Raw genomic sequence first — 21,553 nt, forward strand, 5'->3', positions numbered from 1 at the left:
GGATTCGGACTTGTTCGGAGGACGTGACAACATGCCGTCATGTCCTCCGCGCTGACCGATCTCTTCCCGCATCCGATCGTGCAGGCCCCCATGGCGGGCGGTGTCTCCGTACCGCGCCTCGCGGCTGCCGTGTCCGAGGCCGGCGGGCTGGGGTTCCTCGCCGCCGGGTACAAGACCGCCGACGGCATGTACCAGGAGATCAAGCAGCTGCGGAGCCTGACGTCCCGCCCCTTCGGCGTGAACCTCTTCATGCCGCAGCCGGAGTATGCGGACAAGGCCGCGGTCGGCGTCTACGCCCACCAGCTGGCCGGCGAGGCCGCCTGGTACGACACGGAACTCGGCGACCCGGACAGCGGTCGCGAGGACGGCTACGACGCGAAGCTGTCCGTGCTGCTCGACAACCCGGTGTCCTTCGCCTCCTTCCACTTCGGCGTCCCCACCCGTGAGGTGCTGGACTCGCTGCGCCGGGCCGGCACCTTCACCCTCGTCACCGCCACCACCGCCGAGGAGGCCCTCGCCGTGGAGAGGGCCGGCGCCGACGCGGTGATCGCGCAGGGCGTCGAGGCCGGCGGCCACCAGGGCACCCACCGCGACCTCCCGGAGAACGACGGCTCCGGCATAGGCCTGCTCTCCCTGGTCGCCCAGATCCGCGAGACGGTGAGCCTCCCGATCGTCGCCGCCGGCGGTCTGATGCGCGGCAGCCAGATCGCCGCCGCCCTCGCGGCGGGTGCGAGCGCGGCCCAGCTCGGCACGGCGTTCCTCGCCACCCCCGAGTCCGCCGCGAACGTCCTGCACAAGCAGGCACTCACCAACCCCCTTTTCACGCGTACCGAGCTGACCCGCGCGTTCTCCGGCCGCCCGGCCCGCGGCCTGGTCAACCGCTTCATGCGCGAGCACGGCCCGTACGCCCCCGCCGCCTACCCCGAGGTCCACCACCTCACCTCCCCGCTGCGCAAGCAGGCCGCCGCGGCCGGCGACGCGCAGGGCATGGCGCTGTGGGCCGGGCAGGGCCACCGCATGGCACGCGAGCTGCCGGCCGGCCGGCTGGTCGAGGTACTGGCCGCCGAACTGACCTCGGCCCGGACAGCGTTGTCGGCCGGGGGTGACCTCCGATGACGGCGCCGGTGTTCGTGGTCGAGTCCCTGGCGGGTGTGGGCCCCGGCTCCCTCGCCGAGGTGGACGGCCCCGAGGGACGGCACGCCGTTTCCGTACGACGGCTGCAGCCCGGCGAGGACGTCGTGCTCACGGACGGACAGGGCCGGGGCGCCGCCGGTGTGGTTCTCAGGGCCGAGGGCAAGGACCGGCTGATCGTCGAACTCCACGCGTTCCCCGTCGAGTCGGAACCCAGTCCCCGCATCACCGTCGTCCAGGCTCTCCCCAAGGGCGACCGCGGCGAACTGGCCGTGGAGACGATGACCGAGACCGGCGTCGACGCCATCGTCCCCTGGGCGGCCGCCCGTTGCATCACGCAGTGGAAGGGCGAGCGGGGTCTGAAGGCCCTCACGAAGTGGCGGGCCACCGCCCGCGAGGCCGGCAAGCAGTCCCGCCGGCTGCGCTTCCCCGAGGTCGCGGACGCGGCAACGAGCAAACAGGTTGCCGCACTTCTCGCCAAAGCCGACTTCGCCGCCGTACTCCACGAGGACCGCGACTACGGCAGCGAGCCCCTATCCACCGCCGAACTCCCCGACGGGGGCGAGATCGTGCTGGTCGTGGGCCCCGAAGGCGGCGTCTCCCCCGAGGAGTTGGCCCTCTTCGAGGAGGCCGGGGCGAAGGCCTACCGGCTCGGGCGTAGCGTGCTGCGCACATCGACCGCCGGGACAGCGGCCACCGCCCTGCTCCTGGGCCGTACCGGACGCTGGTCCTGAGCGAGGGAGACCGTCGTGGAACTGGCCCAAGTGAGGCTGCTCGTCACCGACTTCGCGGCCTGCTACCGCTTCTACGCCGAAGTCCTCGGCCTGAAGCCGCAGTCGGGGGCGACCGAGGGGCCGTACGAGAAGTTCAGCCCCACTGCCGGGTCGGCCGGGATCGCGCTGCAGGACCGGGCGATGATGGCCCAAGTCCTCGGTGAGCTGGGGGAGTTGGTGACCGGACACCGCTCGCTCGTGGTGCTGCGGGTCGACGACCTGGACGCGTACTGCGAGCAGATCGCCGACCGGGGGGCCGTGTTGCTGCACGGCCCGGCGCCGATGACGGACCGGATGCGGGTCGCGCATCTCAAGGACCCCGAGGGCAATGTGGTGGAGCTTCAGGAGTGGCTGCTGCTGCGAGGCTGACCGGTCGTGCGCCGGGTGACTGCGCCCCGGGCGCACGGGTGGCCGTATGCGCTCTTCCGTGTGCGCCCCGACGGTGGCAGGCTGCCGTCCATGGGGGCGTTGAGGCAGAACTGGCGTCGGCCGCGCGGACGGCGGGTGGCCGCTGTGGCGGGGCTCGCGATGGTGTCCGTGGGCGGGGTCGTCGCGTGCCAGCCCGGTGATCTCAGCGCGGCGACCGTCGCGTACACCACCGACAAGACGGCGACCGCGGAGCTCAAGCGGGACCATGTGAGCGTCCGCTATCTGACCTGCACGGGCAACTACGGCAGCGGCAACAAGGCCTACACGCCCGGGAAGACGCCCTCGCCGTCCGAGTCCACCGTCGTCTCCGTGGACTGCCAGGGGCAGACGAACGACAACCGGGACATCACCGTCACCGGCAAGGTCACCCGGGCCGTCGACGGCGCCTGTGTGCGCGGTGACCTGGTCGGCAAGGTGGGCGGCAAGCAGGTGTTCCACGTGACCGGGCTCGGCGACTGCAACGCGGCGACACCCTCGTCCGTGAGCAACCCCAACCCGAGTCTCACCTACGGACCGGGACCGACCGTCACCGTCACGGTCACCAAGACCATCTGGTGCAAGGGCGACCCGACCTGCTGGCCCGTGGAGGGCAAGTGACAGCCCTTCCATAGCGGGCAAGTGATCCAAACCGCTGTCGGCGCGGGCCGCCGCTGCATACGCTGATCAGGTGACTCAGCCCTCAGCGTCCGCAGCCCAGGCCGGTCCCCAGGCCTATCTCCGCTTCCCGCACCTGCACGGCGAGTTGATCGCCTTCACCGCCGAGGACGACGTGTGGCTGGCCCCCCTCGACGGCGGCCGGGCCTGGCGGGTCAGCGCCGAGAACGTGCCGGTGACCCACCCGCGCGTCTCGCCCGACGGCACCACCGTCGCCTGGACCTCCACCCGGGACGGCGCCCCCGAGGTACACATCGCCCCGGTCGACGGCGGACCCGCCAAACGCCTCACCCACTGGGGGAGTTCACGCACCCAGGTGCGCGGCTGGACGGCGGACGGCCAGGTCCTCGCCATCAGCACCCACGGCCAGGCGAACCTCCGCCGCAGCTGGGCCCGCACCATCCCGCTGGACGGCGGACCGGCAACCACCCTGCCCTACGGGCCCGTTGGCGATGTCGCCATCGGTCCCGCCACCGTCCTGCTCTCCGCCCCCATGGGCCGCGAGGCCGCCTGGTGGAAGCGCTACCGGGGCGGCACGGCGGGCAAGTTGTGGATCGACCGCGAGGGCGACGGTGAATTCACGCGCCTGCACGAGGAGTTGGACGGCAACATCGAGTACCCGGTGTGGGCGGGGGAGAGGATCGCGTTCCTCTCCGACCACGAGGGCACCGGCGCCCTGTACTCCTCCCTCGCCGACGGCACCGACCTGCGCCGGCACACCCCACTCGACGGCTTCTACGCCCGGCACGCGGCCGGCGACGGCACCCGGATCACGTACTCCTCCGCCGGTGAGCTCTGGCTCCTCGACGACCTGGACGGCGCCGAACCGCGCCGGCTCGACATCCGGCTCGGCGGACAGCGCACCGACCAGCAGCCCTTCCCGGTGTCCGCCGCCCGCTGGTTCGCCTCGGCTTCGCCCGACCACACCGCGCGCGGCAGCGCCGTCGCCGTACGCGGCACCGTCCACTGGATCACCCACCGCTCCGGCCCCGCCCGCGCACTGGCCGCCACGCCCGGCGTCCGCGCCCGGCTGCCCCACACCTTCCGTGTCGACGGCGAGGAGTGGGTGGTGTGGGTGACGGACGCCGAGGGTGACGACGCCCTGGAGTTCGCCCCCGCCACCGGCCTCGCCCCCGGCGCCACCCCGCGCCGCATCGCCGCCGGACAGCTCGGCCGCGTCCTCGCGCTCACCGTCGCCCCCGACGGCGGCCGCGTCGCCGTCGCCTCGCACGACGGCCGCGTCCTCCTCATCGAGCGCGAGACCGGCGAGGTCCGCGAGGTCGACCGCGGCGAGGACGGCGACGCCTCCGGCCTCTCCTTCTCGCCCGACTCGGCCTGGCTCGCCTGGTCGCACCCCGGCCCGCGCCCGCTGCGTCAGCTCAAACTCGCCAACACCACCGACCTGTCGGTGACCGAGGCCACCCCGCTCCGCTTCCAGGACTACGCCCCCGCCTTCACCCTCGACGGCAAACACCTGGTCTTCCTCTCCACCCGCTCCTTCGACCCGGTCTACGACGAACACGTCTTCGACCTCGCCTTCGTGGTCGGCGACCGCCCGCACCTGATCACCCTCGCCGCGACCACCCCGTCCCCCTTCGGACCGCAGCGGCACGGCCGCCCCTTCGAGGCCCCCGACAAGGACGAGACCCCCGACAGCGAGGGCCGCCCCACCACCCGCGTCGACCTCGAAGGCCTCGCCGACCGCATCGTCCCGTTCCCCGTCGAGGCCGGCCGCTACTCCAACCTGCGCGCCGCCAAGGACGGCGTCCTGTGGCTGCGCCACCCCGTGCAGGGCGTCCTCGGCGCCACCCGCGCGACCCCCGAAGACCCGGACCCCAAAACCGAGTTGGAGCGCTACGACCTCGCCCAGCAGCGCATCGAGCACCTCGCCGGGGACGCCGAACACTTCGAGGTCAGCGGCGACGGCAAACGCGTCGTGCTGCGCACCGACCACAAGCTGCGGGTCGTCCCGAGCGACCGCCGCGCCTCCTCCGAGGACGACGACAGCGACTCGAACATCAACGTCGACCTCTCCCGCATCCGCCAGACCGTCGACCCGGCCGCCGAATGGCGCCAGATGTTCGACGAGACCGGCCGCGTCATGCGCGACAACTTCTGGCGCGCCGACATGAGCGGCGTCGACTGGGCCGGCGTCCTCGACCGCTACCGCCCGATCCTCGACCGCGTCGCCACCCACGACGACCTCGTCGACCTCCTCTGGGAGGTGCACGGCGAACTCGGCACCTCGCACGCCTACGTCACCCCGCGCGGCGGCTACGGCACCGGCGAACGACAGGGCCTGCTCGGCGCCGACATCTCCCGTCACGCGGACGGCAGTTGGCGCATCGACCGCGTCCTGCCCTCCGAGACCTCCGACCCGGCCGCCCGCGCCCCGCTCGCCGCACCCGGAGTCGCCGTCCGCCCGGGCGACGCGATCCTCGCGGTAGCCGGACAGCCTGTCGACCCGGTCACCGGCCCGGCCCCTCTTCTAGTCGGCACGGCGGGCAAGCCCATCGAACTGACCATCTCCCCGGCGGGCGGCGGCGACCCCCGCCACGCGGTCGTCGTCCCCCTCGCCGACGAGGAACCCCTCTACTACCACGCCTGGGTCGCCGACCGCCGCGCCTACGTCCACGAGAAGTCCGGCGGCCGCCTCGGCTACCTCCACGTCCCCGACATGCAGGCCCCCGGCTGGGCCCAGATCCACCGCGACCTGCGCGTTGAGGTGGCCCGCGAGGGCCTGGTCGTGGACGTCCGCTACAACCGGGGCGGCCACACCTCGCAGCTGGTGGTCGAGAAACTGGCCCGCCGCATCGTCGGCTGGGACCTGCCGCGCGGCATGCGCCCGTACAGCTACCCCGAGGACGCCCCCCGAGGCCCCGTAGTGGCCGTGGCCAACGAGTTCTCCGGCTCCGACGGCGACATCGTCAACGCGGCGATCAAGGCGTTGGGTATCGGCCCGGTGGTCGGCACGCGCACGTGGGGCGGCGTGATCGGCATCGACAGCAGATACCGCCTGGTCGACGGCACGCTGGTCACCCAGCCCAAGTACGCGTTCTGGCTTGAGGGTTACGGCTGGGGGGTGGAGAACCACGGGGTGGACCCGGACGTGGAGGTGGTGCAACGGCCACAGGACTACGCGGCGGGAAGGGACACCCAACTGGACGAGGCAATCCGCCTGGCGTTGGAAGCACTGGAGACCAGTCCCGCGAAAACACCGCCAGTCCTGCCCACCTGAGGGGCGCGGGGCTGTATCGACTTGCGGCTCCGCCGCGTGGGCACGACCAGCCCCCACGCTCCCGCACCCGACGACGATACGATGCCCACCGTAAAGCGCCGCCCAACCCCCGGAGGGGATCCCACATGTCAGGGGAACCGCAGGACGACTGCCTGTTCTGCAAGATCGTCGAGGGCCACATCCCGGCGACGATCGTCCGCGAAACAGTCACCACCGTCGCGTTCCGGGACATCAACCCCCAGGCCCCGACCCACGTCCTGGTGATCCCCCGGGTCCACTACCCCGACGCCGCCTCCCTCGCCGCCGCCGAACCGACGATCGCAGCCGACATACTGCGCGAGGCCGGCGAGGTCGCGGCGGAGGAGAAGCTCGACAGCTACCGCGTGGTGTTCAACAAGGGCACCGGCGTGGGCCAGACCGTGTTCCACGCCCACGCCCACGTCATGGGCGGCCGCGGCATGCTATGGCCCCCCGGTTAACTCACCGTGTCCGTACGTGAATTGGTTATCCTCGGCACCGCCAGCCAGGTCCCCACCCGCCACCGCAACCACAACGGCTACCTCCTCCGCTGGGACGGCGAGGGCATCCTCTTCGACCCCGGCGAGGGCACCCAGCGCCAGATGCTCCGCGCCGGGGTCGCCGCGCACGACCTCAACCGGATCTGCGTCACCCACTTCCACGGCGACCACTCCCTCGGCCTCGCGGGCGTCGTCCAGCGCATCAACCTGGACCGCGTCCCGCACGAGATCACCGCGCACTACCCGCGCTCGGGCCAACACTTCTTCAACCGCCTGCGCTACGCCACCGCGTACCGCGAGACGGTAGGCATCACCGAGGCCCCGGTGGACGAGGACGGCGTACTCGCCACCACCCCCTCCTACACCCTGGAGACCCGCAAGCTCTCCCACCCCGTCGAGTCCTACGGCTACCGCCTCACCGAACCCGACGGCCGCCGTATGCTCCCCGACCGTCTCGCCGCGCACGGCATCAAGGGCCCGGACGTGGGCCGTATCCAGCGCGAGGGAGCCGTGGACGGCGTATCGCTCGAAGACGTCAGTGAGGTCCGTCCCGGGCAGCGGTTCGCGTTCGTCATGGACACCCGCCTCTGCGACGGAGTGCACGCCCTCGCGGAGGGCTGCGACCTGCTGGCGATCGAGTCGACGTTCCTGGACGAGGACGAGCAACTGGCCGTAGACCATGGGCACTTGACCGCCGGACAGGCGGCCCGGGTGGCCCGGGACGCCGGCGTCCGCCACCTCGTCCTCACTCACTTCAGCCAGCGCTACTCCGAGCCGGAGGAGTTCGAGCGGCAGGCTCGGGCGGCCGGGTTCGAGGGGGAGCTGACCGTGGCCCACGATCTACTCAGGGTGCCGGTTCCGAAACGGCGATAAAACACCCGTACGATACTTCGATGCCCATCCCCAAAGCCGAACTGCACCTCCACATCGAAGGCACCCTCGAACCCGAGCTGGCGTTCGCCCTCGCCGCCCGCAACGGCGTCGAGCTGCCGTACGCGGACACCGAGGCGCTCCGCAAGGCGTACCTCTTCGAGGACCTGCAGTCCTTCCTGAACCTCTACTACGAGCTGATGGCCGTCCTGCGCACCGAGCGGGACTTCGAGGACCTCGCAGGCGCCTATCTCGCCCGCGCCGCCGCGCAGGGCGTGCGGCACGCGGAGATCTTCTTCGACCCGCAGGCGCACCTCGCGCGGGGCGTGGACATGGGCACGGTGGTGGAGGGCCTGTGGCGGGCGCTCGGCGACAGCGAGACCAACCACGGCATCTCGACCCGGCTGATCATGTGCTTCCTGCGCGACGAGTCCGCCGACTCGGCCATGGCGACCCTGGAGGCGGCGAAGCCGTACCTCCACCGGATCACCGGCATCGGCCTCGACTCGGCGGAGGTCGGCCACCCGCCGGTGAAGTTCCGCGAGGTCTACGAGGCCGCCGCCGCGCTGGGGCTGCGACGGGTCGCGCACGCCGGTGAGGAGGGTCCGCCCGCCTACATCACCGAGGCGCTGGACGTCCTCGGCGTCGAGCGCGTCGACCACGGCCTGCGCTGCATGGAGGACGCGGACCTGGTGGCGCGGCTGGTCCGGGACCGCATCCCGCTCACCCTCTGCCCGCTCTCCAACGTCCGGCTGCGCGCGGTGGACGTCCTCGCCGAGCACCCGCTCCCCGCCATGCTGGACGCGGGCCTGCTCTGCACGGTCAACTCCGACGACCCGGCCTACTTCGGCGGGTACGCCGGTGACAACTTCGACGCGGTGCGCGAGGCGCTGCGCTTGAGCGAGGACCGGTTGCGGGAGCTGGCCCGGAACTCGTTCATCGCGTCCTTCCTAGAAGACCACGAGGAGTTGCGGGCTCGTTATCTGGCCGAGGTGGAGGCGTACGAGTTCTCGTAGGCGGGTGGTGTTGAGGCTGCGGGCCGGTGGGGGTTGGTCGCGCCCCGCGGCGGAGCCGCATGTCGATACAGCCCCGCGCCCCTGACGGGGCGCGTCGATTGCGGCAGGCGGCGCCGGCCCGAGCGCACGGCGACCGCCGTCATCGGCACCGCCACCACGATCAGCCCCGCCGCGAGGACCGCCCCCATCGCCGGGAACCCGGCCCCGGCCGACAGCACACTCCCCGCCAGCGGCCCCGCCGCCGTCCCCAGTGACGAGGCCGAGCCGACCAGGACCGCCCAACGGCCGCGCGGATCAAGGGAGGCGGCGAGACCGAGGACGTAGGACAGGACGATCGGGTAGAGGGTGTTCCAGGCGATCTCGCCGGTCGCGAACGTCCTCAGGTCGTGCGCGGACGCGCTGAGCACGATGCAGCCCGCGATGAGCGCCGTGCCCGCGCCGATCGGCACCGCGCGCCCCAGCCGGGAGCCGAGTGCGCCCGCGCCGATGACGCCGACCAGGCCGGTGCCGAGCGCGATCGCGAAGACCGCGCCGACGGTGACCTCGGACAGGTGGGCCTGGGTGAGGCCGATGCGTCCGCTGACGCCCCAGAGGGAGTTCTGGGCGAGGGACCAGCACAGCAAGGTGGCGGCGAGGACCAGTCCGGCGCGGCGGTGGGGGAGTCCGGCGGTCTCCACGCGCGCGTGCTCCGTCGACGTACGGACCGGGAGGCGGCCGGTCAGCGGCCATACGGCGAGTGCGGTCAGCGCGATCGCGGCGAGCGGCCGGCCGTGGCCCGCGCCGAGGTGCGGGACCGTCAGATAGACGGCACCCGCGAGCGCGGACACGCACAACAGGCCGAGCGTGGAGGCGCGGTGGGGGTCCCTCTCGGCGGCGATCCCGGACGCGGCGACCGTGGTGGCCGTACCCGATCCGAAGCCGCCGACGATCGCGCCCGCGACGACCGCGGGGACGGCGTGCGTGAGGGCCGCCGAGCCGTAGCCGAGGACGGCGAGGGCGAGGCCGATGCGGGCGAGGGTGCGCGGGCCGACCCGGTCGACGCGAGAGACGAGCAGAAAGCCCGCCGCCGCCGAACTCAGCAGCAGCGCACTGCCGACGGCACCGGCCTGTGTGGCGGACAGCGGAAGCCCGGCGTCGAGGCGGCCGACGGTGGTGGGCAGGAGGTAGGGGGCCAGGTACCCGGCCGTGAAAAGGGCGACGAGGGGCCAGGGCGTGGTGGTGCTGCGGGCGGACACGGGCGTTCCCAGGGCATGCGAAAGAAGCGGCTCGAAAAGGGGATGGGCGACGACCGTCGACGGACAGGAACGCGCGGGCAATTTGTATCAAGCACGCGGTTGGGGAAAGAAGGGCGGGGGGTGTGATGTGGGGCACGTTCTGTTTGGGGTGGGGAGCGCCGGGTAAATGAGCGCCCACATCGCGGAGTCGCCCGGCGAATTTCCGCCGCTAACGCCAGTGAACCGCCCCGCCGGCCGCCCGCGCCGTCGCCTCGATCTTCGCCCTGACCTCGCGCATCACCGTCACGATCCGCCCCTCGTGCTCCGGCGTCAGCCGGACCACCGGGACCGAGCAACTGATCGCGTCCAGCGGCGGGTTGTCGTAGCGCAGCGCGAAGCCGAAGCCGACGATTCCGAGGACGCCCTCCTCGCGGTCGATCGAGTAGCCGCGGGCGCGGATCGCGGCGAGGTCGGCGGTCAGGGACTCCCGGGTGGTGTGGGTGTTGGGGGTCGCCGCCTCGTACGGCCCGGGCGGCAGCTCGGCATCGTCCCGTTCCGCGAGCAGCGCCTTGCCGAGGGCGCCGACATGCGCGGGCAGCCGCCGTCCCACCCGGCTGATGGTGCGCAGGTACTCGTGGGACTCCCGCGTCGCGAGATAGGCGACGTCCCGCCCGTCCAGCCGCCCCAGGTGGATCGTCTCGCCGAGCGCCTGGGACGCCTCGTCGAGATACGGCCGTACGGTCCGCACCCGCGGGTCGGAGTCCAGATAGCTGGTACCGGTGAGCAGGGCGTGGATGCCGATGCCGTAGAGCGAGCCGGTGCTGTCGGTGCGGACCCAGCCGTGCGCGATCAGGGTCTGGAGGAGGGCGTACATCGAGCTGCGCGGCACGCCCAGCTCGTCGGCGAGTTCCTGGAGGCGCGCGGGACGGGCGCCGCGCTCGGCGAGCAGTTCGAGCAGCTCGACCGTGCGGGCGGCGGACTTCACCTCGCGGACGCCACCGGGCTCTGACATGGGGCGATGGTAGCGAGCAGGTGCGCCCCATTGACGGCTGTGGTTCGCGTACCTAACCTTTGTCTTCATACGTGGATGACGTCTACATAGGGAGATGGCCAGGAGATGGCCCAGGTGAACGGCGAAACGGAGACCGTGGTGCGCAGGCTGCGGGACGGGATGGCGGGCGGCGTGCTGTCCTTCCCGCTCACCTCCTTCCACGACGACGGCTCCCTCGACCCCGACGGCTTCCGCGCCCATGTCGCCGCCCAGACCGCCACCAACCCCGGCGCGATCTTCCCGGCCTGCGGCACCGGCGAGTTCTTCTCGCTCGACGAGGACGAGTACCGGCAGGTCGTCACCATCGCCGTCGAGGAGGCGGCCGGCCGCGTACCCGTCGTCGCCGGCGTCGGCTACGGCTGGGCACAGGCCGCCCGCTTCGCCCGCATCGCCGAGGAGGCCGGCGCCGACGCCCTCCTGGTCCTCCCGCACTACCTCGTCGCCGCCCCACAGGACGGCCTGGTGGCCCAGCTCGAACAGCTCGCCGCCCGTACCCGGCTCCCGCTCATCGCCTACCAGCGCGGCCAAGTCGCCTTCACCGCAAGCTCGTTGAAGCGCATCGCGGGCATTCCCGGCGTCATCGGCCTCAAGGACGGCCACAGCGACCTCGACCGTCTGCAACGCCTCACCCTCGCCGCCCCCGAGGGCTTCCTCTTCTTCAACGGCGCCTCCACCGCCGAGATCCAGGCCCGCGCCTACGCCACCGTCGGCGTCCCCGCCTACTCCTCCGCCGTCCACGCCTTCGCCCCCGAGATCGCGAACGCCTTCTTCGCCGCGCTGCGGGACGGCGACGACAAGACGGTCGAGAAACTGCTCCGCGAGTTCTACGTCCCGTTCGTCGAACTCCGCGACCGGGTACCGGGATATGCCGTCTCCCTCGTCAAGGCGGCGGCCCGGCTGCGCGGTCGCCCGGTGGGCCCCGTGCGCGCCCCGCTCACCGACCCCACGGCCGCCGACCTGGCCGACCTCACCGCCCTGCTCACCACCGGACTCGACCTCGTAGGAGCCGCGCTGTGAACCTCACCATCGCCGACGTCCGGCTCACCCCGATCCTGGTCGCCGACCCGCCGCTCCTGAACACCCAGGGCGTCCACCAGCCCTACACCCCGCGCCTGATCGTCGAGATCGAGACCGCCGACGGGATCACCGGCCTCGGCGAGACCTACGGCGACACCAAGTACCTGGAACTGGCCCGGCCCTACGCCCAGAAACTGATCGGCCGTCAAGTCTCTGACCTCAACGGCCTGTTCACCGTCGCCGACGAGGTCACGGTCGACAGTTCCCGGACCTCCGCGCAGGTCGACGTCGGCGGACTGCGCGGCGTCCAGACCGCCGACAAGCTGCGGCTGTCCGTCGTCTCCGCCTTCGAGGTCGCCTGCCTCGACGCCCTCGGCAAGGCACTCGGACTGCCCGTGCACGCGCTGCTCGGCGGCAAGGTGCGGGACGCCGTGGAGTACAGCGCCTACCTGTTCTACAAGTGGGCCGACCACCCCGAGGGCGTGGCGAGCGAGAAGGACGACTGGGGAGCGGCCGTCGACCCGGCCGGAGTCGTCGAGCAGGCACGGAAGTTCAAGGAGCGGTACGGCTTCACCTCCTTCAAGCTCAAGGGCGGAGTCTTCCCGCCCGACGAAGAGATCGCCGCCGTACGGGCGTTGGCCGCGGCCTTCCCCGACCACCCCCTGCGCCTCGACCCCAACGGCGCCTGGTCCGTGGAGACTTCGCTGAAGGTCGCGAAGGAACTCGGGGACGTCCTCGAATACCTGGAGGACCCCGCCCTCGGCACCCCCGCCATGGCCGAGGTGTCCGCCGGGACCGACGTGCCGCTCGCCACCAACATGTGCGTGACGACCTTCGCCGAGATCAAGGAAGCGTTCACACGCGATGCCGTACAGGTGGTGCTCTCCGACCACCACTACTGGGGCGGACTGCGCAACACCCAGCAACTCGCCGCCATCTGCCGCACGTTCGGCGTCGGCATCTCCATGCACTCCAACACCCACCTCGGCATCAGCCTCGCCGCGATGACCCACGTCGCCTCGACCGTCCCCAACCTCCACCACGCCTGCGACTCCCACTACCCCTGGCAGTCGGAGGACGTCCTCACCGAACGCCTCACCTTCACCGACGCCGAGGTCACCGTCTCCGACGCGCCCGGCCTCGGCGTCGAACTCGACCGCGCCAAGCTGGAGTTGCTGCACCAGCGGTGGCTCGACGACGACGGTGCGCTGCGCGAGCGCGACGACGCGGCGGCGATGCGGATCACGGACCCGGAGTGGGTGACGCCTTCGATGCCGCGCTGGTAGGAACCGTGACCGGATCCGGACGCGCCCGTCATGGGCAGCCGACGGGCACCCGCGCGCACCGTACGGCCCGGACCTGCGGTTCCCATACCGGCGCGACGGGCGGGTCCGGAGCAGGAGTCGCGCTCACGCGTGCGTGGTGGTGCACACTGGCCTGATCCGCATCACGTCAGGGAGCGCACCGTGACCGCGTCCACCGCGTCCACCGGAAAGGGATCGTCGGCCGACCGGGAGAGGAGATCCTGTCCGGCCCAGGTCGACCCCCTGTCCGCACTGCGCGCGCCGGACGACCCGCCCTGGGACGTGTACCTCACCGGCACCGTCTTCCTCGACATCATCTTCACCGGCCTCGAATCCGCCCCCGTGCGCGGTACCGAGTCCTGGGCGCGCGGGATGGGGTCGAGCCCCGGCGGCGTCGCGAACATGGCGACCGCGCTGGCCCGCCTCGGCCTGCGCACCTCACTCGCCGCGGCCTTCGGCGACGACCACTACGGCGAGTACTGCTGGGACGCGCTGGAACAGGGCGAGGGCATCGACCTCTCCACCTCCCGCTCGGTACCCGGCTGGCACTCCCCGGTCACCGTGTCGATGGCCTACGAGGGCGAACGCACGATGGTCTCCCACGGCCACGAGCCGCCCCCGGAGACCGAGTTCAGCGAAGGCGGCGCCCCGGACCGTCCCCCACGCGCGCGTGCCGCCGTCGCCTCCCTCACCCCCGGCAAGCAGGCCCCCTGGGTCGCCCGGGCCGCGAGCGAGGGCACCCGGATCTTCGCCGACGTCGGCTGGGACGAGACCGGAGCCTGGGACCTGGCCGGACTCGCCGACCTCGCGCACTGCGAGGCCTTTCTGCCGAACGCCGAGGAAGCCATGCGCTACACCGGCGCCGACTGCCCCCGCGACGCCGCCCACGCCCTCACCGAACACGTACCGCTCGCCGTCGTCACCCTCGGCGCGGACGGCGCCTACGCAGTGGACCGGCGCACCGGGGAATCGGCCTCGGTCCCGGCGATCGCCGTCGAGGCCCTCGACCCCACCGGCGCCGGCGACGTCTTCGTGGCCGGCTTCGTCACCGGCACCCTGGCCGGCTGGCCGCTCGCCGACCGCCTCGCCTTCGCCGGCCTCACCGCGGCCCTCTCCGTCCAGGAGTTCGGCGGCTCACTCTCCGCCCCCGGCTGGTCCGAGATCGGCGCCTGGTGGCGCAAGGTCCAGTCGGTCGAGGGCCAGGACCCGACGGCCCTGAACCGGTACGCGTTCCTGGCCGGACTCGTACCGGAGGAACAGGGCGACGGCAGTCCTTGGCCGCTGCGGCGGGCGGTGCCGACGATCGGGTTCGGCAGGTCGACGTAGGGGAGGAGGCGAGGGCCGGTGGGGATCGCCCGCCGCGGGGGCGGCGAATCGTTCCTGCTCCGTTCAGCGGGCCCCCGCCCGCTCCACCACCCCGACGACCTCTTCCCGTACCGCCTCGAAGACGGCCTCGGGCAAGGTGCCGAGCGGTGTGAGCGCAAGGGCGCCGAGAATCCGGCGGACATCGGTGTCGTAGGGGACGGCCTCGCTGAGCACGTCGTAGCCGTCACGGACCGCGACCCGCAGAGTGAGCCGGTCCGCCCCCGTCACGGCGACCGCGATCACGAACGGAACCTCTCCCCGCAGCACAACGGTCAGCTTGCGATAACCAGTGGCCACCGGCTCCCGCCAGCGCAGACTCAGCAGCAGCGGGCGCTTCGCCAGCAGCTCGGCGAGGTCGGTCTCGACGGGACCGTCCGGTTCCAGGACGACCGCGCGGGCGTCCAGCACCAGCGCGGGGGGCAGCAGACAGCGCAGCGTGCTGCCCACTATGTTCCCGCCGACCGTCGCGGTCCGGCGCACCGCACCGGTCCCCACCCCGGCCGCCGCCCGCCGCAGCACCTCCGGCACCCGCGTGTCGATCTCGTGCAGCAGTACGGCCGCACCCAGCGTCCCGTCCCCGATCACCTTCGCCTCGGGCACCTCCCGCAGCGACACCGCCTGCTCCGGGAACCCGTCCCGTTGCCAGGACGCCCACACAAGGGTCGCCCCGCCGACAGGCACCGCCCCCTCGGCCAGACACTCCTGCGCTTCGGACACGGACGTGGGCAGACGCACGAACACAGCGGCCGACCTGCTTTCCCTGCATGGCTTACCTGACGGACACAGCGCATTGTCCGTACATACCAGGGGGCGCGAACAGGGCTCACGGCGTCACCCTGTGCACCCTCCCTGCGCTGGGCACGCCCCGTATTTCGTGGCCCGACGGTCACCGAAAAGGCCTACGGCGTTGTCAGTGGCCCGGCGTACCCTGGAAATCACCAGGCCGCCCTTGTGGCGGGCGAGTCGTTTCGAGGAGGACGAGCAAGGCCTACAGAGCCGGCCCATGACTCAGACACCCACAGCTCACACCCCCGCGCAGGGACAGGCGAGAGCAGAGATCACCGTCCCCGCCCAGCACGCCATGGTGACCCTCCTGGGATCCGGCGACGCTCTCCTGCGGGTGATCGAGAAGGCCTTCCCGGCGGCCGACATCCACGTCCGGGGCAATGAGATCAGCGCGGTCGGCGATGCCCGTGAAGTCGCCCTCATCCAGCGCCTGTTCGACGAGATGATGCTGGTGCTCCGCACCGGGCAGCCGATGACGGAGGACGCAGTGGAACGCTCGATCGCCATGCTCAGGGCGAGCGAGAACGGGGATGGCCCTGAGGAGACACCGGCCGAGGTGCTCACCCAGAACATCCTGTCCTCGCGAGGCCGCACGATCCGCCCCAAGACCCTCAACCAGAAGCGCTACGTCGACGCGATCGACAAGCACACGATCGTCTTCGGCATCGGCCCCGCCGGCACCGGCAAGACCTACCTCGCCATGGCCAAGGCGGTCCAGGCCCTCCAGGCCAAGCAGGTCAGCCGCATCATCCTGACCCGCCCGGCGGTAGAGGCGGGCGAGCGGCTGGGATTCCTCCCGGGCACGCTGTACGAGAAGATCGACCCGTATCTGCGCCCGCTGTACGACGCGCTGCACGACATGCTGGACCCGGAGTCGATCCCGAAGCTGATGGCAGCGGGGACGATCGAGGTGGCGCCGCTGGCATACATGAGGGGTCGTACCCTTAATGATGCTTTTATCATCCTGGACGAGGCCCAGAACACGAGCCCCGAGCAGATGAAGATGTTCCTCACCCGGCTCGGGTTCGAGTCGAAGATCGTGATCACCGGTGACGTGACGCAGGTGGACCTGCCGAGCGGGACGAAGTCGGGGCTGCGGCAGGTGCAGGACATCCTGGAGGGGCTCGACGACGTGCACTTCTCCCGCCTGTCGTCGGCGGACGTCGTACGGCACAAGCTGGTCGGCCGTATCGTCGACGCGTACGAGAAGTACGACAGCGAGAACGGTACGGAGAACGGCACCCACAAGGGTGCCCGTGACAAGCGGAAGTAGATCAGCACGACCATGTCGATCGACGTCAACAACGAGTCCGGAACCGAGGTCGACGAGCAGGCGATCCTCGACATCGCCCGCTACGCGCTCGCGCGGATGCGCATCCACCCGCTCTCCGAGCTCTCGGTGATCGTCGTGGACGAGGACGCCATGGAGCAGCTCCACATCCAGTGGATGGACCTGCCCGGGCCGACCGATGTCATGTCCTTCCCGATGGACGAGCTGCGTCCGCCGAGCAAGGACGACGAGGAGCCTCCGCAGGGGCTCCTCGGTGACATCGTGCTGTGCCCGGAGGTCGCCGCGAAGCAGGGGGCCGAGGCCGAGACGCAGCACACCATGGACGAGGAGCTCCAACTGCTCACCGTCCACGGTGTGTTGCACCTGCTCGGGTACGACCACGAGGAGCCGGACGAGAAGGCCGAGATGTTCGGTCTGCAGGCCGCGATCGTGGACGGCTGGCGGGCGGAGAAGGGCCACGACGGCCCCTCCCCGGCGCCGACGGTCTCCTAGGGCACCGGGGCACCACGTCTCATGAGTCCTCAGATCGTCGTCGGCGCCATCGCCCTTGTCGTGGTCGCCTGGCTCGCCGCCTGCGCGGAGGCGGGCCTCGCGCGTGTCTCCAGCTTCCGTGCCGAGGAGGCCGTACGGTCCGGTCGGCGCGGCAGCGCGAAGCTCGCGCAGGTCGCCGCCGACCCGACCCGCTATCTCAATGTCGCGCTGCTGGTCAGGGTGGCCTGCGAGATGGCGGCCGCCGCGCTGGTCACCTACGAGTGTCTGCATGTGATCCACGGCACCGCGCCCGCGCTGCTCGCCGCGATCGGCGTCATGGTCCTCGTGTCGTACGTCGCGGTGGGGGTGTCCCCGCGCACCATCGGACGGCAGCATCCGCTGAACACGGCCACGGCGGCGGCGTATGTGCTGCTGCCGCTCGCGCGGATCATGGGCCCGATCCCGTATCTGCTGATCCTCATCGGCAATGCGCTGACGCCCGGCAAGGGTTTCCGGCGCGGTCCGTTCGCGTCCGAGGCCGAGTTGCGGGCGCTGGTGGATCTCGCCGAGAAGGAGTCGCTGATCGAGGACGAGGAGCGCCGGATGGTGCACTCGGTCTTCGAGCTGGGCGACACGCTCGTGCGCGAGGTGATGGTGCCGAGGACGGATCTCGTCGTCATCGAGCGGTACAAGACGATCCGTCAGGCCCTCACTCTCGCGCTGCGTTCCGGCTTCTCGCGGATCCCGGTGACCGGTGAGAGCGAGGACGACATCGTCGGGATCGTGTATCTGAAGGACCTGGTCCGCAAGACGCACATCAGCCGGGACGCCGAGTCCGAGCTGGTCTCGACGGCCATGCGGCCCGCGAGCTTCGTGCCGGACACCAAGAACGCCGGTGATCTGCTGCGCGAGATGCAGCAGGAGCGCAATCACGTCGCGGTCGTCATCGACGAGTACGGCGGCACGGCCGGCATCGTCACCATCGAGGACATCCTGGAGGAGATCGTCGGCGAGATCACCGACGAGTACGACCGGGAGCTCCCTCCGGTGGAGGAGCTGGGTGACGACCGTTACCGGGTGACCGCCCGGCTGGACATCGGTGATCTGGGGGAGTTGTACGGCTTCGAGGCCTACGACGACGAGGACGTGGAGACGGTCGGCGGGCTGCTCGCGAAGGCGCTGGGCCGGGTCCCGATCGCCGGTGCCTCCTCCGTCGTAGAGCTGCCGGACGGCCGCGAACTACGACTCACGGCGGAGGCCTCGGCCGGGCGGCGGAACAAGATCGTGACGGTGCTGGTGGAGCCGGTGGGGTCGGCCGGTCCGCCGGAGGAGGAGACGAAGCCGGAGTGAGCCCCGAGCAACTGCGCGCGTTCTGTCTGTCGTTCAACGCGGTGGTGGAGGACTTCCCCTTCAACCCGGACACGTCCGTCTTCAAGGTGCTGGGCAAGCTCTTCGCGCTGACCCGGCTGGACGCGCGGCCCCTCACGGTCAACCTCAAGTGCGACCCGGAGGACGCGGTCCGGCTCCGGGAGGAGTACGAGGGGCTGATCATCCCCGGGTATCACATGAACAAGCGGCACTGGAACACGGTGACGGTGGACGGGGACCTTCCGGAGCGGGTCCTCAAGGAGCTGATCGAGGACTCGTACGACCTGGTCGTCGCCGGGCTGCCGCGTGCCGAGCGGCTCCGCCTCGACCGGCCCTGAAAGACATGCGGGATCGGTCCTTCGTATGCTCTGGTCATGACCGAGAGCAGCGCGCTTGACCCCGAGGACCGCAAGATCGTCACCCTGGCCCGTTCGGCCCGGGCCCGCAACGGTGTGCCCGAGGGGGCCGCTGTGCGGGACGAGACCGGGCGCACGTATGTCGCCGGGACGGTCGCCCTTGAGTCGCTGAAGCTGAGTGCGCTGCGGACGGCGGTGGCGATGGCGGTGGCGTCCGGGGCGAAGTCGCTGGAGGCGGCGGCGGTGGTGACGGGTGCCGACGGCGTTTCGGCGGAGGACCGGGCGGCGGTACGGGATCTGGGCGGGCCGGAGACACCGGTGCACGTGGCTGCGCCGGACGGGGTGGTTCGGCTGACGGTCGCTGCCGGCTGAGGTGGTGCTGGGGGCTCCGCCCCCAGACCCCCGATCGGCCCTGAAGGGGCCTCGTCCTCAAACTCCCCCAGAGGGGGGACCCCCAACGGGCTGGATGATGCCGACCGGCACCTGAAGAGTCCCGTGTCCGGAAGTAACCCGTCCAGATTTCGCCCTTGCTCTTCCCCCGTCTCCCGCGCATCAATGGAACCGTAAGTTCCGACGGACCGTCAGATTCTCGCTCGCGTGGCGCACCGCACCGCGTCCGTGAGGGGGGGCTGAGGTGTTTCTCCCGTCCATCCCCACATGGCATTCCCAGACTCGGGAAGGGAACCGGATCCATGAAAGGCAAGCTGAGAAGCAAGCGAATCGGAACGGGTGCGGCACTGGTGACGGGGGTCCTCGCGGCCACCTCGCTGGCGTTCGCGCCCAGCGCGCTCGCCGTCACTCCCCAGACGGCGACGATCACCGCGGACTGCGGCATCTTCGGCGGCGGCGCGGCCACGCTCACGGCCACGCAGGACGGGACGGCGGCGACGGTCACCGTCAACTCGTCCATCACCGCTCCGCTGGCCCTGGCGCAGAACTCGATCGCCTCCACCTTCACCTTCGTGAACGCGAGCGGCGGCACGACCGTCTTCAGCGGGACGGTGAACCCGGCCATGGCGACCGGCGACGCCGTCACCGTCGGTCCGCTCAGTGGCACCGTCGCCTCCGGTGACAGCCTGGAGGCGTACGGCGGCTCGCTGAAGATGACCATCTTCGGTATCGCCGTGACCTGTACGGCCACCGGAGCGCAGTCGCCGGGTCCGTTCGTGTTCGACTGAGAAGTCGCCCGACAATTCCCCCCACGGGCTCAACTGGGCCGTCAACTCCCGCTGTTGGGCAGGAGCTGACGGCCCATCAGTTTATTTGCCCGTCTCCATTGACTTCTCACGCGATCCCCACATCAATGCCCCCTGTGGGCGCGGACGAGCCGCTGTGCCCACCGTCCTCAGGAGGGGGCACAGCCATGGCTACGACATCTCGAAGACGCCGCCTGGCGTCGTTGCTCGGGGTGACCGCGCTCGCGGTCGCCACGGGCGGTGCGCTGGCCTGTCCGGCCGGCGCGTCGACGAACGTGGACTTCGCCACGCACTGCATCCCGCCGGCGGTCGCGGGCATCCCGCCGATCGACGGCACCACGACCGCCGCGATCACGGTGGACAACACCGCGCCGAAGGTCGGCGACACGGTCACCGTGACGTACACGGTGGTCAAGCCGGCCGCCAGCAACCCGACCGCGATCGCCCTGCCGGCCGACATCATGACGCCGACCGGGAAGGTCACCCTCGGCGGTGCCCAGACCGGCAGCTTCACGGTCGCCGGGCCCAAGAAGAACGACCCGGTGCCCGGCAACGGCGCCTTCCCGTCGTTCTCCATGACCGGCACCTTCACGGTCACCACCCCGGGCGCGATCACCCTCTCGCCCGGCGACTACAACATCCACACCAGCTACATCCTGGAGCTGGACACCCCCTGCACGGTGACGAACCCGCCGGCGCCGGTCTCCGAGACCGTCACCGCGACCGCCACCGTCCCGGTCAACACCCGTGCCATCAGCCTGGGTTCGGCCTCCGGCAACGCCGGTGACAGCGTCACCGTCACCGGCAGCAACTTCACGCCGGGTGCCACCGTGACCCTGGCCGGGCGGTCCGGCAGCGCCCAGACCGCGGACACGGCGACCGTCACGGCCACCAGCGCCGGCACCATCAGCGGCTCGCTCACCGTCAACGACAAGACGACAACCGGGATCGTGGCGTACGAGGGCAGTGCGTGGAGCGCCGATCTGGGTGCCGGTCCGGCCGCCTATGTCGTCAACGACACCACGCCCGTTCCGCCGGGGAGTCAGAAGCTGACGACCACCGTCAAGGCGGGCAGTCTGTCGATGTCGCAGGCCGGGGACGCCGTGGGCCTCTCCGCCGTCGACTTCGGCAAGGGCGGTGCCTCCACGGGCGCCCTCAACACGGTGACGGTCCAGGACTTCCGCGGCGGACCCGCGGGCTGGTCCCTGACCGGCAAGGTCACCGACTTCACCGGTCCCGGCGCCAAGATCGCTGCCGGGGCGCTGAGCTGGACTCCCGCCTGCGCCACCAAGGCGGGCAGCCCGAGCACCTGTGTCGCCGGTTCGGCGGGCACCGTGGGCAGTTCGGGGGCGACGCTCGCGTCCACGCCCGACGGTACGGTCACCGGCGGTCAGTTCACCGTCGACGCCGGACTCTCCCTGAACGTACCGGCGTTCACGCCTCCGGGCTCGTACTCCGGCGTTCTGACGCTCACGCTCACCTGACCGTCCGAACTCACCTCCGGT

Annotated in this window: 21 protein-coding genes; 18 read left to right on the forward strand and 3 right to left on the reverse strand. The window is 71.2% G+C overall.

From position 1 onward, the window contains the following. Positions 1–39 precede the first annotated feature (39 nt). The 8 genes from OH768_RS34860 to OH768_RS34895 all read left to right on the forward strand — a co-directional run bounded on the left by OH768_RS34860 (position 40) and on the right by OH768_RS34895 (position 8,629). Complete coding sequence (locus tag OH768_RS34860; RefSeq protein WP_406459911.1) at positions 40–1,116, forward strand: nitronate monooxygenase; 1,077 nt, start codon at positions 40–42, stop codon at positions 1,114–1,116. Then, positions 1,113–1,865: a 16S rRNA (uracil(1498)-N(3))-methyltransferase gene (locus tag OH768_RS34865; RefSeq protein WP_406459912.1), complete on the forward strand. Its 753-nt coding sequence runs from the start codon at positions 1,113–1,115 to the stop codon at positions 1,863–1,865. Before OH768_RS34860 ends, OH768_RS34865 begins: the two co-directional genes overlap by 4 nt. Positions 1,866–1,880: 15 nt before the next feature. Continuing rightward, a complete protein-coding gene (locus OH768_RS34870) occupies positions 1,881–2,273 on the forward strand; it encodes a VOC family protein (RefSeq protein WP_406459913.1) in 393 nt (130 codons plus the stop codon). 144 nt (positions 2,274–2,417) lie between these two features. Beyond that, positions 2,418–2,930 (forward strand): hypothetical protein, encoded by a 513-nt coding sequence (locus OH768_RS34875; RefSeq protein ID WP_406465572.1) that lies wholly within the window; start codon positions 2,418–2,420, stop codon positions 2,928–2,930. 70 nt (positions 2,931–3,000) lie between these two features. Continuing rightward, positions 3,001–6,225: a S41 family peptidase gene (locus OH768_RS34880; RefSeq protein WP_406459914.1), complete on the forward strand. Its 3,225-nt coding sequence runs from the start codon at positions 3,001–3,003 to the stop codon at positions 6,223–6,225. Positions 6,226–6,350: 125 nt separating this feature from the next. Next, positions 6,351–6,704 (forward strand): histidine triad nucleotide-binding protein, encoded by a 354-nt coding sequence (locus OH768_RS34885; protein WP_406459915.1) that lies wholly within the window; start codon positions 6,351–6,353, stop codon positions 6,702–6,704. Positions 6,705–6,710: 6 nt separating this feature from the next. Then, positions 6,711–7,616 carry a ribonuclease Z gene (locus OH768_RS34890; protein WP_406459916.1) on the forward strand — a complete coding sequence of 302 codons (906 nt, stop codon included), beginning with the start codon at positions 6,711–6,713 and terminating at the stop codon, positions 7,614–7,616. Between the two features lie 20 nt (positions 7,617–7,636). Continuing rightward, entirely contained in the window at positions 7,637–8,629 is a 993-nt protein-coding gene (locus OH768_RS34895) for an adenosine deaminase (RefSeq protein ID WP_406459917.1), read from the forward strand. On the opposite strand, the gene OH768_RS34900 is transcribed toward OH768_RS34895, so the two are convergent. Together OH768_RS34900 and OH768_RS34905 are read right to left on the reverse strand one after the other, a co-directional pair. Continuing rightward, positions 8,593–9,864 carry an MFS transporter gene (locus OH768_RS34900; RefSeq protein ID WP_406459918.1) on the reverse strand — a complete coding sequence of 424 codons (1,272 nt, stop codon included), beginning with the start codon at positions 9,862–9,864 and terminating at the stop codon, positions 8,593–8,595. The two genes, OH768_RS34895 and OH768_RS34900, sit on opposite strands and share 37 nt — an antisense overlap. Positions 9,865–10,072: 208 nt before the next feature. Next, the gene (locus OH768_RS34905; protein WP_406459919.1) at positions 10,073–10,855 is read right to left on the reverse strand and encodes an IclR family transcriptional regulator; all 783 of its coding nucleotides are present in this window, start codon (positions 10,853–10,855) and stop codon (positions 10,073–10,075) included. A 105-nt stretch (positions 10,856–10,960) separates the two neighbouring features. Here OH768_RS34905 and OH768_RS34910 point away from each other — a divergent pair, with 105 nt between their 5' ends. The 3 genes from OH768_RS34910 (at position 10,961) to OH768_RS34920 (ending at position 14,541) form a co-directional block, all read left to right on the forward strand. Then, a complete protein-coding gene (locus OH768_RS34910) occupies positions 10,961–11,911 on the forward strand; it encodes a 5-dehydro-4-deoxyglucarate dehydratase (RefSeq protein WP_406459920.1) in 951 nt (316 codons plus the stop codon). Next, a complete protein-coding gene (locus tag OH768_RS34915; RefSeq protein ID WP_406459921.1) occupies positions 11,908–13,197 on the forward strand; it encodes a glucarate dehydratase family protein in 1,290 nt (429 codons plus the stop codon). Before OH768_RS34910 ends, OH768_RS34915 begins: the two co-directional genes overlap by 4 nt. Before the next feature lie 180 nt (positions 13,198–13,377). After that, positions 13,378–14,541 (forward strand): carbohydrate kinase family protein, encoded by a 1,164-nt coding sequence (locus tag OH768_RS34920; protein WP_406459922.1) that lies wholly within the window; start codon positions 13,378–13,380, stop codon positions 14,539–14,541. Positions 14,542–14,604: 63 nt separating this feature from the next. Here OH768_RS34920 and OH768_RS34925 read toward each other — a convergent pair whose 3' ends face one another. Beyond that, positions 14,605–15,321, reverse strand: a complete 717-nt coding sequence (locus tag OH768_RS34925) for an FAD binding domain-containing protein (RefSeq protein WP_406459923.1) — start codon at positions 15,319–15,321, stop codon at positions 14,605–14,607. 262 nt (positions 15,322–15,583) lie between these two features. Between OH768_RS34925 and OH768_RS34930 the strand changes: the two genes are divergently transcribed. The 7 genes from OH768_RS34930 (at position 15,584) to OH768_RS34960 (ending at position 21,532) form a co-directional block, all read left to right on the forward strand. Beyond that, the gene (locus tag OH768_RS34930) at positions 15,584–16,639 is read left to right on the forward strand and encodes a PhoH family protein (protein ID WP_406459924.1); all 1,056 of its coding nucleotides are present in this window, start codon (positions 15,584–15,586) and stop codon (positions 16,637–16,639) included. 12 nt (positions 16,640–16,651) lie between these two features. Continuing rightward, positions 16,652–17,149 (forward strand): rRNA maturation RNase YbeY, encoded by a 498-nt coding sequence (ybeY, locus tag OH768_RS34935; protein ID WP_362970339.1) that lies wholly within the window; start codon positions 16,652–16,654, stop codon positions 17,147–17,149. A 21-nt stretch (positions 17,150–17,170) separates the two neighbouring features. Further along, a complete protein-coding gene (locus OH768_RS34940) occupies positions 17,171–18,478 on the forward strand; it encodes a hemolysin family protein (RefSeq protein ID WP_406459925.1) in 1,308 nt (435 codons plus the stop codon). Next, positions 18,475–18,834 carry an MmcQ/YjbR family DNA-binding protein gene (locus OH768_RS34945; protein ID WP_406459926.1) on the forward strand — a complete coding sequence of 120 codons (360 nt, stop codon included), beginning with the start codon at positions 18,475–18,477 and terminating at the stop codon, positions 18,832–18,834. The genes OH768_RS34940 and OH768_RS34945 overlap by 4 nt, the downstream gene beginning before the upstream one ends. Before the next feature lie 36 nt (positions 18,835–18,870). Continuing rightward, the gene (locus OH768_RS34950; RefSeq protein ID WP_406459927.1) at positions 18,871–19,224 is read left to right on the forward strand and encodes a cytidine deaminase; all 354 of its coding nucleotides are present in this window, start codon (positions 18,871–18,873) and stop codon (positions 19,222–19,224) included. 320 nt (positions 19,225–19,544) lie between these two features. Beyond that, the gene (locus OH768_RS34955; protein WP_406459928.1) at positions 19,545–20,030 is read left to right on the forward strand and encodes a hypothetical protein; all 486 of its coding nucleotides are present in this window, start codon (positions 19,545–19,547) and stop codon (positions 20,028–20,030) included. A gap of 185 nt (positions 20,031–20,215) precedes the next feature. Next, positions 20,216–21,532 (forward strand): beta-xylosidase, encoded by a 1,317-nt coding sequence (locus OH768_RS34960; RefSeq protein ID WP_406459929.1) that lies wholly within the window; start codon positions 20,216–20,218, stop codon positions 21,530–21,532. The last annotated feature ends 21 nt before the right edge of the window (positions 21,533–21,553 follow it).

It is taken from the genome of Streptomyces sp. NBC_01622 (assembly GCF_045209635.1).
Classification (GTDB): domain Bacteria; phylum Actinomycetota; class Actinomycetes; order Streptomycetales; family Streptomycetaceae; genus Streptomyces.

Coding starts and splice junctions, on each gene's coding strand:
- OH768_RS34940 (WP_406459925.1), top strand. CDS start 17,171: ATGAGTCCTCAGATCGTCGTCGGCGCCATCGCCCTTGTCGTGGTCGCC.
- ybeY (WP_362970339.1), top strand. CDS start 16,652: ATGTCGATCGACGTCAACAACGAGTCCGGAACCGAGGTCGACGAGCAG.
- OH768_RS34950 (WP_406459927.1), top strand. CDS start 18,871: ATGACCGAGAGCAGCGCGCTTGACCCCGAGGACCGCAAGATCGTCACC.
- OH768_RS34860 (WP_406459911.1), top strand. CDS start 40: ATGTCCTCCGCGCTGACCGATCTCTTCCCGCATCCGATCGTGCAGGCC.
- OH768_RS34885 (WP_406459915.1), top strand. CDS start 6,351: ATGTCAGGGGAACCGCAGGACGACTGCCTGTTCTGCAAGATCGTCGAG.
- OH768_RS34910 (WP_406459920.1), top strand. CDS start 10,961: ATGGCCCAGGTGAACGGCGAAACGGAGACCGTGGTGCGCAGGCTGCGG.
- OH768_RS34905 (WP_406459919.1), bottom strand. CDS start 10,855: ATGTCAGAGCCCGGTGGCGTCCGCGAGGTGAAGTCCGCCGCCCGCACG.
- OH768_RS34865 (WP_406459912.1), top strand. CDS start 1,113: ATGACGGCGCCGGTGTTCGTGGTCGAGTCCCTGGCGGGTGTGGGCCCC.
- OH768_RS34955 (WP_406459928.1), top strand. CDS start 19,545: ATGAAAGGCAAGCTGAGAAGCAAGCGAATCGGAACGGGTGCGGCACTG.
- OH768_RS34960 (WP_406459929.1), top strand. CDS start 20,216: ATGGCTACGACATCTCGAAGACGCCGCCTGGCGTCGTTGCTCGGGGTG.
- OH768_RS34930 (WP_406459924.1), top strand. CDS start 15,584: ATGACTCAGACACCCACAGCTCACACCCCCGCGCAGGGACAGGCGAGA.
- OH768_RS34895 (WP_406459917.1), top strand. CDS start 7,637: ATGCCCATCCCCAAAGCCGAACTGCACCTCCACATCGAAGGCACCCTC.